The organism is Stenotrophomonas sp. YJH_SMC_131 (genome assembly GCF_059367975.1).
The window spans coordinates 156,098-173,331 of the sequence record NZ_JCAFRJ010000001.1 but is presented as its reverse complement, the minus strand read 5'-3'; the positions used below and the strand labels follow the sequence as shown (position 1 = coordinate 173,331).

At 68.2% G+C, this 17,234-nt stretch carries 15 protein-coding genes; 6 read left to right on the top strand and 9 right to left on the bottom strand.

All coding sequences use genetic code 11. The annotated features are described in order from the left end of the window. Positions 1-86: 86 nt before the first annotated feature. The 5 genes from AC5P56_RS00710 to AC5P56_RS00690 all read right to left on the bottom strand — a co-directional run bounded on the left by AC5P56_RS00710 (position 87) and on the right by AC5P56_RS00690 (position 4,864). The gene (locus AC5P56_RS00710; RefSeq protein WP_005410998.1) at positions 87-425 is read right to left on the bottom strand and encodes a hypothetical protein; all 339 of its coding nucleotides are present in this window, start codon (positions 423-425) and stop codon (positions 87-89) included. Positions 426-502: 77 nt separating this feature from the next. Continuing rightward, on the bottom strand, positions 503-1,444 hold the full coding sequence (locus AC5P56_RS00705; protein WP_032956590.1) for a DegV family protein: 942 nt from the start codon (positions 1,442-1,444) through the stop codon (positions 503-505). Between the two features lie 95 nt (positions 1,445-1,539). Beyond that, on the bottom strand, positions 1,540-2,172 hold the full coding sequence (locus AC5P56_RS00700) for a 2-hydroxychromene-2-carboxylate isomerase (protein WP_126411353.1): 633 nt from the start codon (positions 2,170-2,172) through the stop codon (positions 1,540-1,542). A 20-nt stretch (positions 2,173-2,192) separates the two neighbouring features. Continuing rightward, positions 2,193-3,455 (bottom strand): amidohydrolase family protein, encoded by a 1,263-nt coding sequence (locus AC5P56_RS00695; RefSeq protein WP_014648375.1) that lies wholly within the window; start codon positions 3,453-3,455, stop codon positions 2,193-2,195. After that, positions 3,455-4,864, bottom strand: a complete 1,410-nt coding sequence (locus tag AC5P56_RS00690) for an amidohydrolase (protein WP_111205465.1) — start codon at positions 4,862-4,864, stop codon at positions 3,455-3,457. The genes AC5P56_RS00695 and AC5P56_RS00690 overlap by 1 nt, the downstream gene beginning before the upstream one ends. Before the next feature lie 255 nt (positions 4,865-5,119). On the opposite strand from AC5P56_RS00690, the gene AC5P56_RS00685 reads away from it, so the two are divergent. The 3 genes from AC5P56_RS00685 (at position 5,120) to AC5P56_RS00675 (ending at position 9,983) form a co-directional block, all read left to right on the top strand. Then, positions 5,120-8,506, top strand: a complete 3,387-nt coding sequence (locus AC5P56_RS00685) for an autotransporter domain-containing protein (protein WP_126411351.1) — start codon at positions 5,120-5,122, stop codon at positions 8,504-8,506. Positions 8,507-8,623: 117 nt separating this feature from the next. Continuing rightward, a complete protein-coding gene (locus AC5P56_RS00680) occupies positions 8,624-9,400 on the top strand; it encodes an AMP nucleosidase (protein WP_005419211.1) in 777 nt (258 codons plus the stop codon). 43 nt (positions 9,401-9,443) lie between these two features. Beyond that, the gene (locus AC5P56_RS00675; RefSeq protein WP_014648372.1) at positions 9,444-9,983 is read left to right on the top strand and encodes a DUF924 family protein; all 540 of its coding nucleotides are present in this window, start codon (positions 9,444-9,446) and stop codon (positions 9,981-9,983) included. Between the two features lie 119 nt (positions 9,984-10,102). Here the strand turns inward: AC5P56_RS00675 and grxD are convergent, their stop codons facing one another. Continuing rightward, complete coding sequence (grxD, locus tag AC5P56_RS00670) at positions 10,103-11,029, bottom strand: Grx4 family monothiol glutaredoxin (RefSeq protein WP_049440649.1); 927 nt, start codon at positions 11,027-11,029, stop codon at positions 10,103-10,105. Between the two features lie 59 nt (positions 11,030-11,088). On the opposite strand from grxD, the gene AC5P56_RS00665 reads away from it, so the two are divergent. Further along, positions 11,089-11,868: a polysaccharide deacetylase family protein gene (locus tag AC5P56_RS00665; RefSeq protein ID WP_288495638.1), complete on the top strand. Its 780-nt coding sequence runs from the start codon at positions 11,089-11,091 to the stop codon at positions 11,866-11,868. 100 nt (positions 11,869-11,968) lie between these two features. Here the strand turns inward: AC5P56_RS00665 and AC5P56_RS00660 are convergent, their stop codons facing one another. Genes AC5P56_RS00660 through AC5P56_RS00650 form a run of 3 tightly spaced genes read right to left on the bottom strand, consistent with a single transcriptional unit; the run spans position 11,969 to position 14,588 of the window. Beyond that, positions 11,969-12,688, bottom strand: a complete 720-nt coding sequence (locus tag AC5P56_RS00660; RefSeq protein ID WP_134809270.1) for a class I SAM-dependent methyltransferase — start codon at positions 12,686-12,688, stop codon at positions 11,969-11,971. A 4-nt stretch (positions 12,689-12,692) separates the two neighbouring features. Next, positions 12,693-13,310: an SGNH/GDSL hydrolase family protein gene (locus tag AC5P56_RS00655; protein WP_032956572.1), complete on the bottom strand. Its 618-nt coding sequence runs from the start codon at positions 13,308-13,310 to the stop codon at positions 12,693-12,695. Between the two features lie 3 nt (positions 13,311-13,313). Continuing rightward, the gene (locus AC5P56_RS00650) at positions 13,314-14,588 is read right to left on the bottom strand and encodes a pyridoxal phosphate-dependent aminotransferase (RefSeq protein WP_227864568.1); all 1,275 of its coding nucleotides are present in this window, start codon (positions 14,586-14,588) and stop codon (positions 13,314-13,316) included. A gap of 114 nt (positions 14,589-14,702) precedes the next feature. On the opposite strand from AC5P56_RS00650, the gene rsgA reads away from it, so the two are divergent. Together rsgA and AC5P56_RS00640 are read left to right on the top strand one after the other, a co-directional pair. Beyond that, a complete protein-coding gene (gene rsgA, locus AC5P56_RS00645; protein WP_046432452.1) occupies positions 14,703-15,812 on the top strand; it encodes a ribosome small subunit-dependent GTPase A in 1,110 nt (369 codons plus the stop codon). A gap of 126 nt (positions 15,813-15,938) precedes the next feature. Further along, positions 15,939-17,192: a flavohemoglobin expression-modulating QEGLA motif protein gene (locus AC5P56_RS00640; RefSeq protein ID WP_495231389.1), complete on the top strand. Its 1,254-nt coding sequence runs from the start codon at positions 15,939-15,941 to the stop codon at positions 17,190-17,192. Positions 17,193-17,234: the final 42 nt, after the last annotated feature.

The window sequence follows — 17,234 nt, the reverse complement described above, 5'->3', positions numbered from 1 at the left end:
GGCGTCTACCAGAGCATGGTCATCGGCACCGGTTCGATCACGACACGGGCACGGTAGCGCCGGGCCATGCCCGGCGGGCGGGTGCCTCAACGCACATCGCGCAGTTCCCAGTGGCTGCCGGCCAGCAGGCGCAGGCGCTGCTTGAACACGTCACTGTCGATGCGGGTGGTGGCGACCAGGTTGATGCGCAGGTCCTTCTGCTCGCCGGTCACGGTGGCCTCCGGGTCGGTCACGCCCCACTGCGGTTCCACCGCATCCGGGTCGGGCTGCTTGGCCTTCCAGCGTTCGAACAGCGTGCCGCTGCGCAGGGCATCCTGCAGCTCTTCGGCGAAACCGGCGGCGCCCTGAGAATGGAAGGACAGGTCAGGGTCGTTGCCGCGGGCCTTGGACGGATCGGGCAGGCTGATGTGGTACTGCGCAGGCATGGAGTTCTCCTTGAAGTGCGGCAAGGCTGGCACAGTCGGGGTGGAATCGATGTGCAGATTCCTGCCGTGGCCAGCGCTCATTCGAACCGATGCGGCCCATCGGCAAATCCCACGGTGACCGCGCCCTTGCCGACGTTGACCATGCCGGTCAGGCTCATCACCGATTCGTACACGGTCACGCCATGGCCGGCGCAGACCTCTTTCATCTGTGCATAGCCGGGCAGGCTGCGCAGCTCGTCCAGTTCGCCGCCGTAGCTGACGCACACCGTCGGCGTCATCAGCCCGGCACGCACGCGCTGGCCGACCACCGCGAACAGCTTCTGCACGGCGCTGTCGAAGCCCTTGATCTTGGCCACCGGCCCGGTCTCGCCACGGTAGCCGTGCAGCACCGGCTTGATGTCCAGTGCACTGCCCAGTGCCGCGCTGAGCAGGCCGACACTGCGGTCGCCCTTGTGCCGCGCGCGTGCGCGCATGTAGTACAGGTCGCGGGTGATCATGTAGCCGTGCACGTTGCCGGCCAGTTCTTCCAGCCGTTCGCGGATCTGCTGCACGCTGGCGCCACTGTCACGCAGGCGGACAGCCTCCACCGCGGTCACGGCCTGCGCGGCGAACAGGTTCTGGGTATCAAGTACGCGCAGCGCGAACGGCGAGTTGTAGCCCGCTGCCTGCCGCACCGGCTTGTAATCGTTGAGGATGGCGAAACTGGCCTGCAGCGCGTTGTCGTGGATCGGGCTGCGGGTCTTGGTGATGGTCATGCAGAACACGTGGTCGTAATCGATCACCAGCTGCTGCAGGAACAGGTCGCGGATCTGGTTGACGCTGAAGGGGATGGTTTCCGCTTCAGCGCCATGTTCGGCCACATGCGCGTGCAGGAAGCTCAGGGTGGCCTGCTCATCGCGATGATCGGCCAGCACGGCTTCGCCGATCCGTACGGTGATCGGCAGCAGCACGATGTTGTGCTCGGCAATGAAGTCCTGCGGCAGGTCGCAGGCCGAGTCGACGACGATTCCGATGCGCATCCGCGGCTCCCCCTCCAGGGCGGTTGTAGGTTCGGAAATGTGAAATCTATCTCAAATTCTGGCGTGGCGCGCGAGGGAAACGCGGCACGCCCTGTTCAGCGACTGCGCTGCACGGCCACCGGAAGCTCGGCCAGGCGCTGCCATTCGGGCTGCCGCAGCAGATCCGGGTCGGCCAGCACCGCCGCCATCAGCGGGTGGGCGTCGTTGCCCCAGAACAGTTCGCCATCGATGGCCAGGGTCGGCACGCCGAACACGCCGGTTGCAATGGCGGCCTCGGTGTTCTTCCGCAGCTGCTCCTTGACCGCGGGAGTCGCGATGGCGCTGGCGACATCCTCGATCCCCAGCCGCGCGGCTGGTTCGCGCAGGGCCTCGGCGCTGTCGGCGGCATTGCCGTCGCGCCAGATCCAGTCGAACAGCACGTCCACCGCCTGTGCGCTGCCACCCGCGGCCAGGCACAGGCGCAGGGCAGACAGCGGATTGAACGGGTGGCCCGGCGGGAACCGCAGCGGTGTGCCTTCGGCCTGCGCGGTCCACAGCAGCTGGCGGTAGATGAAGCGGCGCTTGGCCGGAATCTCGGCCGGCCCGAGGTTGCCCAGGTGATGCAGCACGGCACCAAAGGCGATCGGCACCGGCTGGATCCGCGGGAACTCGGGCAGCTGCTTCAGCTTCTGCCAATGCAGGTAGGAGTACGGCGAAACGAAGTCGAAATACCAGCGCAGGGTGGCCATGGTGGTGTCCTTCAATGCGGTCAGGGCTGCGCGTTGCGCAGCAGGTAGCGATCGCGCAGCTCGGTCTGGCGCGAGCGCATCGGCATCGCCCGGCCGCCCAGCCAGACCTGTTCGGCATAGTGCGCCACGTCCAGCGGGTCGCCCTCCCACAGCACCAGGTCGGCACGCTTGCCCGGCTCGATGCTGCCGATCTGGTCGGCCACACCGAACGCCTGGGCCGGCACCCGGGTCAGGCCGGCCAGGCCGTCGGCCCAGGGCAGTCCATTGGCCACGGCATTGCCGGCCAGCTGGCGCATCTTGCGGGCGTTGTGCGAGGCGTCGCCACGCTGCACGAACGAGACCGCCACGCCGGCCCGTTGCAGGCGTGCCGCATTTTCCAGGGTTGCACCGATCTGGTCGAAGCTGGCCGGCAGGTTGGACAGCACGTCGACGAACACCGGCACCTGCGCGGCGGCCAGCTCCGGTGCCAGCTGCCAGGCTTCGCTGCCACCGGCAATGGCGATCTTCACCTTCTCGCGGGCGGCCCAGCGCAGCAGCTGGCGGATGTCCGCCGCACGGTCCACCTCCACCACGATGCGGCCCTGGCCGGCCAGGTAGCGGCCCAGCGTGCGGCGCCCGGCCGGGGTCAGCAGCGCATGCGGTGAGTCCGCGGCGACCTGGCCACGCGCCTCGTCCACCATCTGCTGCAGCAGCATCCATTGCGCCGCACGCGAATGCCCGGTCAGTTCCACTGCGGCCGACCCCAGGCGCAGGAACAGCGCGCGCGGCCCGAGGGGATCGGCGCTGCCGTCCAGCCGCATCACACCGCCCTGGCCAGCGACGAAGCCGCCACCGGTGGCGGCCCCCAGGGCGGTGAAGCCGATGCCGTCCAGGCGCGCCACCGGGATCAGCACCGAGGCCGGGTTGTAGGCCAGGGTGACATCGAATTCGGGGCGCAACGGTTGTTCGCCGATCTTCAGCGTGCTGTCGACCGTGCTCGCTTCACCGGAGACTTCTTCGATGCCGATCTCGGTGATGCCCCCGAACAGCGCGGGTGTCAGCGGGCGGCCATCGGCCTCGACGACGTTGGCCCCGGCCGGTGCGGACAGCCCGTTGCCGACTGCGCGGATGATGCCGCCCTGCACCAGTACATCGGCGTGCTGCAGGCTGCCGCGCGCGCTGGCCGTATGTACGGTGGCGTTGCGGACCAGCAGGTCCTGCGCCTGCGCGGCTGCGGAGAGGCAGGCCAGCACCATGACCGTAGCGCCGAGCCATGCCCGGCGACGCTTGTTCAACGCGCCCATCAGTGCACCTCCTGGCCGAGCTGGAAATCGGAACGCGGCGTCGCTGCCGGCGCACTGCGGTCGTACAGGCGGCGGCCGTCGATGAAGACCTGTTCGGCCAGCGCGTAGGAACCGAAGGGGTTGCCGTTCCAGACCACTACGTCGGCCATCTTGCCGGCCTCCAGGGTGCCGGTCTGGCCTTCAATGCCCAGCGCTCTGGCGGCATTGGCCGTCATCCAGGTGATGGCATGTTCGGGCGTGATCTCCGGCATGTGCGCGCGGCGCGCGGCGGCGATCACCTTGGCCGCTTCCTGGTTCAGGCGCTGGATGCCTTCGGGCGAATCGGAATGGACGATGGCGCAGCTGTTCTTCGGCCGGTCGACCAGTGCGATGTTCTCCGGAATGCCATCGAAGGCTTCCATCTTGAAGCCCCACCAGTCGGCCCACAGCGCACCGCAGACGCCGTCGGCGGCCAGCCGGTCGGCCAGCTTGTAGGCCTCCACGCCGTGGTGGAAGGCCGCCACCTTGAAGCCGAATTCCTTGGCCAGGTCGAGCATGGTGGCCATCTCGTCGGCGCGGTAGCAGTGGATGTGCACGCGGATGTCGCCTTCGATCGCGCCGGCCAGCGTGTCCAGCTTGAGATCGCGCTTGCCGCCGGCATCACCGGCGCTGTCGCCCTTGTCGCTGCCGAACCAGCCCTTGCGCTTGGCCGGCTTGGGTTTGTTCTTGGCGATGTAGTCGGCAGCATCGATGAAGGCGGCGCGGTAGCCGGCAACGTTGCCCATCCGCGTGGCTGGGGCGACGCCCTTGCCTTCGCCGTAAACCCGTTTCGGGTTCTCGCCGCAGGCCATTTTCAGCCCCCACGGAGCACCCGGGAATTTCATGGCCTGGTAGGTGATGGCCGGCACGTTCTTCAGGGTCACGCCACGGCCACCGACCAGGTTGGCCGAGCCAGGCAGCACCTGCATGCTGGTCACGCCTCCGGCCAGGGCTGTAGCGAAGCCCGGGTCCTGCGGCCACACCGAGTGCTCGGCCCAGACATTGGCGGTGACCGGTGCGGTCATCTCGTTGCCGTCGCTGTGCGCGCCGACGCCCGGGCTGGGGTACACGCCCAGGTGCGAGTGCACGTCGATCAGGCCCGGGGTGACCCACTTGCCCCGCGCATCGATGCGGGTGACCCCGGCATCGGCCTGCAGCTGGCGGCCCACGGCGACGATGCGGCCCTCGCGCAGCAGCACGTCGGCGTTGTCCAGGCGCTGGCCGGTGCCGGTGAGCACGGTGGCGTTCTGGATCAGCACCGGCGCATCGGGATGCGCCCGGTAGGTGCTGGGGTAGGGATCGGCGACGAAGCGCGAGGCGCCCACTGCCGGTGCCGTGCTCAACGAAACCAGCGCCAGCCCAAGAGCGGCGCGCAACACCATCGATGCCATGCAGAGATCCCCAACCCACGCGTGAATCCGCCGACGCTATCCGTCGTCGATACCACTTGCCAAGTGACCTTGGGCAGGGGCAGGGGTGGGGATTTTCCTATACAAAAATTCTGAACGAAGCATTAATTTTTTGTGACACCTGCCGCTACCAACGGGTGGGACAGCGAGCGCTGACCCGCCGTGAGGTGTGCTTTCCATTGCTCCATGACGGAGCTGCACCTGAAATATTTCAAGGAATCAAGGACGTAACTGCAGATGATTGTCTTCCCGTCGTATCGCTCCACCGCTTCCCGCCGCTCGATCCTCCCCTCACCCCTGGCCTCGGCCATTGTTGGCTCGCTGCTGATGGCCGCCGCTCTGCCGGCGCTGGCCCAGGACAGCAACGCAGACGCCTTGTCGCGTTACCAGTTCCAGCGCAGCCTGCAGGCCGCGTCTGCCGCACCGGTCCTCACCGCTTCGCCGTCGCTGGCCGTCGCCGCCGCCGATGTGGAAGTCGATCCGGAACCCATCATGGGCAAGCCGGGTGATGCCGCCAGCTGGCGCACCACCGAATTCAACAGCGACTGGGGCCTGCAGGCGATCAACGCCGATGTGGCCTACGCACGCGGCCTGACCGGCACCGGCATCCGCCTGGGCGTGTTCGACAGCGGCACCGGCCTGGACCACGACGAGTTCGCCGGCAAGGACCACCGCAGCATCCATCTGGCCGACGTGCTGGCCGATGGCAGCCTGTGCGCGCGCGAAGTGCTGAGTGGCCCGGACGCCTGCTTCGCCAGCGACGGTGACCAGGTGGCCGTGTCCTACCAGCTGCTCGACCCGGACTATGCCGATCTGCTGGAGCGCAATGGCTTCTACGAAGGCCTGAGCTACAACGTGCACGGTACCCACGTGTCGGGCACCATCGCCGCCAACCGTGATGGCAACGGCACCCACGGTGTTGCCTTCGGCGCCGACCTGAGCGTGGCCCGCCTGTTCTCCAACAGCGCCACCTACCTGTCGGTGGTGAATATCGGCGGTTCCCTGTATCTGGACGAACAGACCATCGCCGCCATCCAGGCCGACGATTCGATCTACCCGCAGCTGTATGCGCAGATGAACGAGCAGGGTGTGCGCGCCATCAACCACAGCTGGGGCCTGGCCAACGAGCCGACCACAGCGGAAGACCTGGACATGTACCAGTCGCACCCGGTGTTCGCCGCCAGTCTGGCTGCGATGGCCGAAGGTTCGCGCAGCAGCGGACTGATCCAGGTATGGGCCGCTGGCAACACCGATTCGCCCAACACTTCGCCGGAAGAAGCGCCGATTGCCGGCATGTATGCCTCGCTGCCGCGCGCCGTCGCCGACGTCGAGCCGTACTGGCTGGCCGTGGTCAACGTCAATCAGGACCTGGAGCTGAGCAACCGCTCGATGCGCTGTGGCCTGGCGGCGAACTGGTGCCTCGCCGCGCCCGGCTCGAACATCAACTCGACCGTGTACGGTCCCGATTCGGTGATCGAAGGTGATTTCTACGATGACAATGGCAACCTGGTGGTGGACATCATCAGCCAGACCCCGTCGTCCGATTACGAGGAACTGAGCGGCACGTCCATGGCCGCCCCGCACGTCACCGGCGCGCTGGGCCTGCTGTTCGAGCGCTTCCCGTACCTGGACAGCGCGCAGGTGCGCGACGTGCTGCTGACCACCGCCACCGACCTGGGTGCTGCAGGCGTGGACGATGTCTACGGCTGGGGCCTGATGAACCTGGCTGCGGCCGTCGAAGGCTACGGCTCGCTGCGCGTGGACACCGAAGTGGTGATGAACCAGAAGGCCGGCGGCCTGAAGGTGTGGGAAGGTGATGCATGGGACGACTGGACCAATGACATCGGCGGCCCGGGCAAACTGACCAAGAGCGGCATCGGCTGGCTGCGCCTGAGCGGCGACAACAGCTTCAACGGCGCGGTGGTGCGCGAAGGCGTGCTGGAACTGGACGGCGTGAACACGCTGACCAGCGCCGTGGACGTGACCGGCGGAATCTTCCTGCTGAACGGCACCCTGCAGAACACAGCGCTGAACAGCCTGGGCGGCAGCAGCCGCATCACCGCCACCGGTGTGCTGGACGGCTCGGACCTGACCGTCACCGGTGGCGTGGTGTCCTTCAACGGCGTGCAGACCGGCGGCAGCACCTTCGTGGGTGAAAAGGGCACGCTGAAGGGCGTGGGCCAGCTGGGAAACACCACCGTGGCCGGCATCATCGCTCCGGGCAACTCCATCGGCACGCTCACCATCAACGGTGACTATGTGCAGACCGCCACTGGCGTGTACCAGGCCGAGGTGGCCCCGGGCAGCCGCAGCGACCAGCTGCACGTGACCGGCACCGCCACCCTGGGCGGCACCCTGGTGGCGCTGCCGGAACCGGGCACCTACTACCTGGGCGAGCAGTTCAACTTCATCCAGGCCGACGGCGGCGTGAACGGTCGGTTCGCCAGCACCGATTTCAGCGCCTTCTCGCCCTTCCTGCAGTTCGGCCTGGCCTACTCCGCCGCCGGCGCGCGCATTGAAGTGACCCGCGGCAACGCGCTGGCTACCGCGGCCACCACCGCCAACCAGTTGGCCGTGGCCACCGTGGTCGACGGTCTGGCGGTCAACCAGGGCCTGCCGCGTCCGCTGACCATGCTGTTCCCGGAACAGGTGGGCAGCGCACTGGACAGCCTCAGCGGCGAACTGCATGCCGCCACCAGCGCGGCCCTGCTGGAAGGCAGCCGCTACGTGCGTGATGCCGCGCTGGCCCGCCGTGCCGGTGCCGCTGCACCGGGTGCCGAAGGCGGCGACGCCACCGGTGTGTGGGTGCAGGCCCTGGCCGGCAGCACCACGCTGGATGGCAACACCAACACCGCCCGCACCGAAGCCAACAGCAACGGCCTGCTGGTCGGTGCCGACCGCGAGTTCGGCGGCTGGCAGGTGGGCGTGCTGGCCGGTACCGGCCGCACCGACGTGAAGCAGGGCGAAGGGCGCCGTGCGAGGTCGAAGGTGGACAACACCCACTTCGGCGCCTACGCCAGCCACAACTGGGGCGGTTTCGGCCTGCGTGGCGGCCTGGCATGGAGCGAACACGATGTGGACAGTACCCGTGAGCTGGCGTTCGCCGGTTACAGCGACACCCTGAGCGCCCGCTACGACGCGCGTACCCGCCAGGCCTTCATCGAAGCGGCCTACCGCTTCGGTGGCCGCGAGGCTGGCCTGGAGCCGTACGTGCAGGTGGCCCGCGTGGAAGTGGACACCAAGCACGTGAACGAGCGTGGCGGTGCTGCGGCCCTGCAGGGTTCGGTGGACGACGTGCGCACCACCCTGGCCACGGCCGGCGTGCGCTTCGACAAGGGCCTGAAGGCCTCGTTCCAGCAGGACAGCTGGTTGCACGTGCGCGGCGCGGTGGCGTACCGCCACGCCAGCGGCGACCGCAACCCGTCGGCCCGCCTGGGCTTTGCCACCGGCGGTGACAGCTTCGTGGTCAACGGTGCACCCATCGCCGACAGCGCGGTGGTGGCCGAACTGGGCCTCTCGGCCTGGCTGACCGCCAAGCAGCAGCTGGAACTGGGCTACAGCGGCCAGTTCGGCGACGAAAGCCGCGACCACGGTGCCAACCTGCGCTGGTCGGTGCGTTTCTAAGCCACCGGCTCCCGCAGGGAAACCAGGAGGGGCGGCCGTTGGGCCGCCCCTTCTCTTTGTGTGGCAGGGCAGGCGCAGCGTTGCCTACAATGGCGCCCCTGCAGAACCGGACCGGGCATGAAGAGCAAACAGGAAATCGTCGACAACTGGCTGCCGCGTTATACCGGCGTTCCGCTGGACCAGTTCGGCCAGCATATCCTGCTGACCAATTTCGGCGGCTACCTGCACACCTTCTCCGCGCTGACCGGCGCCCCGGTCATCGGCCTGGACCGGCCGATGGCCAGCGCCACCATCGATGGCATCACCATGATCAACTTCGGCATGGGCAGCCCCAATGCCGCGATCATCATGGACCTGCTGTCGGCGGTGATGCCCAAGGCGGTGCTGTTCCTGGGCAAGTGCGGTGGCCTGAAGCGCAAGAACCAGCTGGGTGACCTGGTGCTGCCGATCGCAGCGATCCGCGGTGAGGGCACTTCGGGCGACTACCTGCCGCCGGAAGTGCCGGCCTTGCCGGCGTTCGCGCTGCAGCGTGCGGTCTCGACCATGATCCGTGATCTCGGCCACGACTACTGGACCGGTACCGTCTACACCACCAACCGCCGGGTCTGGGAGCACGACGAGGCGTTCAAGGAGCGGCTGCGGGCGATGCGCTGCATGGCCATCGACATGGAAACCGCCACCGTGTTCGCCGCTGGCTTCGCCAACCACATTCCCAGCGGCGCACTGCTGTTGGTGTCGGACCAGCCGATGATCCCCGATGGGGTCAAGACCGAGGCCTCCGATGCCAAGGTCAGCTCCCAGTTCGTGGAAAACCATATCCAGATCGGTATCGAGGCGCTTAAGCTTATCCGGCGCAACGGCAAGTCGGTCCGCCACCTGCGCTTCGACGAATGATGATGATGGCCTGGCGCGGCGCGCCGGCCCTGGGGAGTAGGTGATGGACGTTGCCGCGCACGTGGTGGAATTCTGGAAAGAGGCGGGCCCTGCGAAGTGGTTCGCCCGCGATGATGCGTTCGACGCGCAGTTCCGCCAGTTGTTCCTGGATGAGCATTTCGCAGCCGCCTCGCGCGCGCGCGAACACTGGCTGGGCAGTGCCGAGGGCGCACTGGCGCTGATGCTGCTGCTGGACCAGTTCCCGCGCAACTGCTTCCGCGGTAGCGCCCATTCCTACGCCACCGATGGCCTGGCCCGGCACTACGCCATGCGCGCCATCGAGGAAGGCTTGGACCTGCAGCTGGTGCCCAAGCTGCGCGCCTTCATCTACCTGCCGTTCGAGCACTCCGAGGATCCGCTGGACCAGGACCGCTCGGTGGCGATGTTCGACGTGCTGGGCGACAAGGAATACCTGCAGTACGCCGAGCTGCACCGCGACATCATCCGCCGCTTCGGTCGCTTCCCCCACCGCAACGCCGTGCTGGGTCGCATTCCCTCACCGGAAGAACTGGACTACCTGGCCGAAGGCGGTTTCGCCGGCTAAGAAAAAGGGGACGGAGGGAATTAAGTCGTTTTTGCCACAAACGACTTAATTCCCTCCGTCCCCTTTTTAGGGGTCAGATCGCCTTTCCGCAGGAAAGGGCTCTGACCCCGGGCCTTCAATCAGTACTTCGGCACGCCGTTGTCGACGTCTTCCGACCAGGCGTTGATGCCGCCGGTGACGTTGAACACCTTGGTGAAGCCCAAGGCGCGGAACTGCTCGGCGGCCTGCGCGCTGCGGCCACCGTGGTGGCACATGAAGGCCAGCGCGGTGTCCTTGGGCAGGGCTTCCAGCGCGGCGCGGCCGTTGCCGTCGAAGGTCTTGAACGGCACGCCCACGGCGGCGATTTCACGCTCGTCGGCCGGGCGCACGTCCACCAGGGTGATGTTGCCGGCACGCACCAGGTCGTCGGCATCGCGCACGCTGATTTCCTGCACCGGCTTGGGCGCATTCGGGTTGTCGATGGCCAGGCCCTTGCCGCGGATGTCGTCCACCCAGTCGATGGTGATGCCGTTGGCGCGACGGGCGCTGGCCAGGTCGAACTGCACGCGCAGGCCGTTGGACTCGGCGGCGATGGCGCCTTCGTCGTGCGGGGCCAGCTGGAAGTTCGGCTGGAAACCGGCGTCGATGGACAGCTGCAGAGCAGCGCCCGGGGCATCGGCCAGCGCGCCCTTGAGCATTTCCACGGCCGCCGGGGTGACGGTGATGCTCGGCGGGGTACGGTCCGGCGCGGCCAGGCCCAGCACGCTGCTCAGCTCGCCGCTGGCAGCCATCTGCAGCACGATGTCGCTGCCGCCGATCAGTTCGCCGTCGATGTACAGCTGCGGAATGGTCGGCCAGTCGCCATAGGCCTTGATGCCTTCACGGATTTCCTGGTCGGCCAGCACGTTGACGTGGGCGAACTCGACGCCGAGGTCCTGCAGGGCGCCCACGGCCTTGGCCGAGAAACCGCACTGCGGCATCGACGGCTGGCCCTTCATGAACAGCACGACGCGGTTGGCGTTGAGGATGGATTCGATGCGCGAACGCAGGGCGGGATCGAGGGACATGGACGTCGGGGTTCCGGGAATTCGAATCATCAATTCTACCCCTCATGGCATCATGGGGGATGAGCAACGCAGGAACATTGCATCGCATCCCGACCCGGCCCTGGCGCTGGCTGCCCTGGCTGGTGGCGTCGCAGCTGGCCGTGATCCTGGTCTGGGCCCTGGCCGGCTGGCACTGGGGGCTGCCCGTGATGGTGGCCAGCCACGCACTGTTCCTGGTGCCGGTATTCCTGCCCAACAGCCGCTTCTACGCGCCGGTGCTGAGCCGGATGGGAGAGGCCGGAAACAGCGTCTGGTTGACCATCGATGACGGTCCCGGCCCGGAGACCCGTGCGGCGCTCGACCTGCTGGACCGCTACCAGGCCCGCGCCACCTTCTTCCTGGTGGGCGAGCGTGCGCTGGCACAGCCGGACCTGGTGCAGGAGATCCTGCGCCGCGGCCACGACCTGGGCAACCACAGCCACAGCCATCCGCAGGCGCGCTTCTGGCGGCTGGGCCCGGCAGCGATGCGTGCCGAGATCGAGGGCTGCCAGCATGCGCTGCAGGCGGTAAGCGGCCGCCCGGTGCGCTGGTACCGTTCGGTGGTGGGCATGACCAATCCGTTCGTGGCGCCGGTGCTGAAGGCGCTGGGACTGGTGCGCGTGGGCTGGAGCGCCCGTGGCTACGACGGTGTCGGCTGCACGCCGGAAGGCGTGCTGTCGCGGCTGCTGCCGGACCTGCGCCCGGGCGCCATCGTGCTGCTGCATGAGGGGGCCGCCCACGGCCACAACCTGGCGATCATCGAACGCGTGCTGCAGGCGCTGGACGAGCGGGGGCTGAAGGCGCGGCTGCCGGTTCCGTAACGCCGGGCCCTGGTGGTGTGGAGCAGCCGAGCATGGGCTCGGCGCCACAAGGGTTGGCGATCATCCTGTGGCGCAGCGCCGGCACATGCTGCACTCGGCGCTACAACGCGGGGCGTTCGGCCACCAGCAACCAGCTGTTGAACGGCGTGCGCCCGTGCAGGGGGCGCGGTGCCGTCACTTTCAATCCGGCCTCGGCCAGTGTCGCCTGCAGCACCTGCGGGTCGGGGTAGTGGCGCGGCCGCGTGCCCATCCAGCCGACCAGCCAGGCCAGCCGGTCCGCCACCCGCGTGGTGCGGTCGCGGCCATCGCCGGTGGCCAGTGGCGTGCGCAGCAGCAGGCGGCCGCCGGGAGCGACCCGCATACTGGCCTCACGCAGCAGTGCCTGCTGTGGGCCCGCGTCCAGGTACTGCAGCACATCCAGCAGCAGCACATGCCCGGCCTGCGCCGGCAGCGGCGCCTGCACGTCCAGACAGTCGAAGCGCACAGCGGGCAGGCCGGTGGCGGCACGCTGGGCACGGGCGATCTTGCCGGCATCCACGTCCACGCCCAGGTAGGGCTGGCAGCCACCGCGCTGGCGCAGCACGTGGGCGAACAGGCCCAGCCCGCAGCCCAGGTCCAGCACGGGTTGCCCGTCGCCAGGCAGGTGCTGCAGCACGCCGTCATACAGCGGGTCGCTGCCCAGCTTGCTGCGGGTGTAGTAGTAGTCGCGGCGGCTGGCCCAGGCGTGTGCGGGGCGGAATGCCTCGGCGATCGCGCGGGCCTGCGCGGCGCTCAAGGGTGTGCAGGGCAGGGGCGGGCCGTTCCGTGGCGTGCCATCCATCGGGTCAGTCCGTTCCGCCGAGCAGGTGGGCGGCGACCGGCAGCGCGCGCGCGCTCCACAGCGCGTACATCCGTGCTGAAGGGTGCAGGCCGTCGTCGGCGATCATCGCCGGGTCGCCACCGTGGTCACGGCTGATGTCTGTGATGTCGACGAAGGCCACGCCCTGCTGGGTGCAGATCACTTCAGCGGCCGCGTTGAATTCGTCGGTCTCGATCTCGATCGCGGCCAGGTCACGGCCGCTGCCGATACCGAACGGCGTCGCGCCCCAGTCGGGGAAGGACAGCACCAGCACACGCCCGGGGCGGCCACCGGCAAAGCCGATCGCCCGCTGCAGCAGGGCGTGGAACTGTACGCGGTACTCGTCCAGCGGCCGGCCGCGGTACTGGTTGTTGACGCCGATCAGCAGGCTGACGAAATCGAACGGGCCCTGCGGCGCGGCCGCATCGATGCCGGCGTCCAGCTCGTCGGTGGTCCAGCCGGTGGTGGCGATGGTCTGCGGGTCGGCCAGCGCCACATCCTGCGCACGCAGGGCGGCGGCCAGCTGGTGTGGCCAGCGGCCTTCAACGGCAACGGCTTCTCCGATGGTGTACGAATCGCCCAGCGCCAGGTAGGACAGCGCCACGGCTCAGGCCACCGAACGGCGCGGCTTCAACGGTACGACCTTGGTCGCGTCCTCGGCACGGCGGGCCAGCACGCGGTCGATGCGGGCGAACACATCGCGCATCACCGAGGCTTCCGGCAGCAGGGTCACGCGGAAATGATGGCGGTAGGGCACGTTGAAGCTGGAACCCGGTACCACCAGCACGCCTTCATTGTTCATCAGATCCAGCGCGAAGTTGTGGTCGTCGAAGCCCTTGGCGGCGGCACCGACCACGGCCGGGAACGCGTACAGCGCACCGGCCGGCGCGACCAGCGACAGGTGCTCACTGGCTTCGCAGGCTTCGATCACCGCGCGGCGGGTTTCATACAGGCGGCCGCCCGGGGTGCACAGTTCGGAGATGGTGTCCGGGCCGTTCACTGCGGCCTCGATGGCGTACTGGCCCGGCACGTTGGCGCACAGGCGCAGCGCGCCGAGCAGGTCCAGCGCAGCGCGGAAGTCGCCCAGGCGCGCGTCGTCGCCGCTGAGGTGGGCCCAGCCCACGCGCCAGCCGCAGGCACGGTGCACCTTGCTCAGGCCACTGAAGGTCAGGCACGGGTGGTCGCCGGCCAGCGGCGCGACCGGCTCGAATACCGCATCGTCGTACAGGATCTGGTCGTAGATCTCATCGACCAGCAGCAGCAGGTTGTGGCGGCGCGCGATCTCGACCACGCGCTCGAGCAGTTCACGCGGGTAGCTGGCGCCGCTGGGGTTGTTCGGGTTGATCAGCACGATGGCGCGGGTGCGCGAGGACACCAGCGTCTCGATCTCGCTCGGGTCCGGCTGGAAGCCGTTCTCGGCGGCGCAGCGGTAGTACACCGGGCGGCCATCGTTGAGGATGGTCGAGGCCGACCACAGCGGGTAGTCGGGTGAGGGCACCAGCACTTCGTCGCCCGGGTTGAGCAATGCGCGCAGCGACAGGTCGATCAGTTCGCTGACGCCGTTGCCGACGAACACACGGTCGGGGTGCGCATCCGGTGCGCCACGGCGGGCGTAGTACGCCGCGATGGCTTCGCGTGCGACCGGCAGGCCCTGCTGGTGGGTGTACGGGTCGGTGCGGCCCATGTCATCGGCGATCGCGCGCTGCAGGTGCTCGGGCGCGCGGAAACCGAAGTTGCCCGGGTTGCCGATGTTGAGCTTGATCAGCTTGCGGCCCTGCGCCTCCAGCTCCCGGGCTCGCCGCGCCAGTTCTCCGCGGATTTCGTAGCGCACTTCGGAAAGGCGCTCGCGGATGGCCAGGGGCTTGGGCGAGTTGGTGGACATGGGGGCTGGGCCGTCAAAAGGCATGGGGATTCCATCCTACCGGAATTGCTGCAGTGCATGGCAAGGGTGCCGGGCTTGTCATTGCTGGGCTGGCAGGGCGCCGGCGCAGGTAGAATGGCGGCGATGACCCAGACCCCCGATTTCATCGCCCTGCAGACCATCGGTTGGCCCTGGCCGGGCCCGGCGCAGCAGGCCGACTGGCAGGCCGTGATGGCCGCGCACCCGCAGGCCCGCCCGGCGCGGGTGATCGAACAGCACCGCACCCACTACGTGGTGGCCGATGGCCCGGATGCGTCGATCAAGGCCGAATCGCTGCCGGAATGGCAGCGCCCGCGCTTCCCCAGCCACGAGCGGCCTGCAGTGGGCGACTGGGTGCTGCTGGACGGCATCCGCATTGTCGCGCTGCTGCCACGCCGCACCGCGATCAAGCGTGGCGCCGCCGGCGAGCACTACCACCAGCAGGTGATCGCGGCCAACATCGACACGGTGTTCATCGTCTGCGGCCTGGATGCCGACTTCAATCCGCGCCGCATCGAGCGCTACCTGCTGCTGGTCGGCGGTGGTGGTGCAGAACCGGTGGTGGTGCTGACCAAGGCCGACCAGACCGAGTACAGCGAGGATGCGCTGGCGGTGCTGGAAGAGCTGGAGATGCAGGGCATCGCGCTGCATGCGATCAACGGCCTGGATGCCGACAGTGTGGCGGTGCTGCAACCGTGGCTGGGCCCGGGCCGCACGGTGGTGCTGGTCGGTTCCTCCGGTGCCGGCAAATCCACGTTGACCAACACCCTGCTTGGCGAGCAGCGGATGAAGACCAACGCGGTGCGCGCCAACGATTCGCGTGGCCGCCATACCACCACCCACCGCGCGCTGATGCCGTTGCCGACGGGCGCCTGCCTGATCGACACCCCGGGCATGCGCGAGCTGAAGCCGACCGGCGAAGAGACGCTGTCCGAAGGTGGCTTCGCCGACATCGAGGCGCTGGCCGCACAGTGCCGTTTCAACGACTGCAAGCACCAGCAGGAACCAGGCTGTGCGGTGCGGGCGGCGATCGAGGCGGGCGAGATCGAAGAGAGCCGGCTGCTGAACTACTTCAAGCTGAAGGAAGAAGTGGCTGCCGCTGCCGCCAAGCTGGCGGTACGCCAGGCCGAGACCGCGCAGGAGCGCGGCGGCAGGAAGGGCAAGGGCCAGCAGTTCCGCCCGGCAGGCAAGCCGCGTAGGCGGTAACAAGGCAGCCGAGCATGGGCTCGGCTCTACAGCTGGTCCGCGGTGGAGTCATTTCATGTAGCGCCCGAGCCAATGCTCGGGCGGCGGCGCACCGCGCCGGGCACGGCAGGGCGTTATAGTCCGCGCATGGAACCGACTGCGACGCTGGACCGTGACGTGGCCCACCATGCAGCGCTCGATGCGCGCCTGGTCGAGGCCGTGGTAGGCATCCGCCTGCTGGGCCTGACCAGCTGGCCGGCCACGCTGCAGGCACCGTTCCTGGACAGCGTGGCGCGCGGCCAGCCGGTGCTGCCGAAGGTGGATTACCCACGGCTGGACTTCAGCGAAGAACGTCGCGCGCTGGCCGCGATCGCCGCCGACTGCGACGACACTCATCCGCTGGGCCACTACGTGCGGCAGTCAGCGCAGAGCTGGGACCTGGCCGCGCAGCTGCTGGAAGGACTGGGCACCGCCGCCGTTGATACCTGTTCGGTGCAGCTGTTCGGCGCCCCCGAGCAGCCGCTGCCGGGCAATGGCCCGAGCACGCGCGACGCGGCGCGCCACTTCATACAGATTGCCGCCGAACTGGACCACGAACTGCTGGCGCCGGAAGAACAGGTGCCGGTCTCGGCCATCGCCCTGCAGCTGCAGCTGCAGAATGATCTGGATGCGTTCTTCGAATCGCGCATCATCCAGGTGCAGCTGGATCCGGAGCTGGTGTCCAAGGCCGCCGCCGGCCCGACCCGCATCCGCCTGCGCACCAGCGCGCGCTTCAGCGCCTACGACCGCGCGCAGTTGTTCCACCACGAAGCGCTGGTGCATTCGCTGACCGCATTGAATGGCCGCGGCCAGCCGGTACTGCCGAGCCTGGCGTTGTCCTCGCCACGGGTAACGGCGACCCAGGAAGGGTTGGCGACCTTCGCCGAGCAGATCACCGGCAGCATCGACATCGAGCGCCTGAAACGCATCAGCCTGCGTACCGAAGCGATTGCGATGGCACGCGAAGGCGCTGATTTCATCGAAGTGTTCCGCTATTTCTGCGATGCCGGGCAGAACGCGGAAGAGAGTTTCGCCTCGGCCCAGCGCGTGTTCCGTGGCGTGCCGCCGAGTGGCGGCCTGGCGTTCACCAAGGACACGGTGTACCTGCGCGGCCTGGTATCGGTGCATACCTTCTTCCGGCACATGCTGGCCGAGGACCGCCTGCAGGTCTGCCGCTGGTTGTTCGCCGGCAAGATGAGCCTGGCCGATGCGATCGCGTTCGCGCCGCTGTTCGAGGCGGGGGTGCTGAAGCCGCCGCGCTGGCTGCCGCATTGGGTGAGCCGGGCGAACGGCCTGGCCGGCATGCTGGCGTTCTCGCTGTTCGCCAACCGGATACGGATGGACCAGCTGGCGCCGGAATGAAATGCGTTGGCGGATCCTCCTGCGCCTGCCTGCTATCGGCTG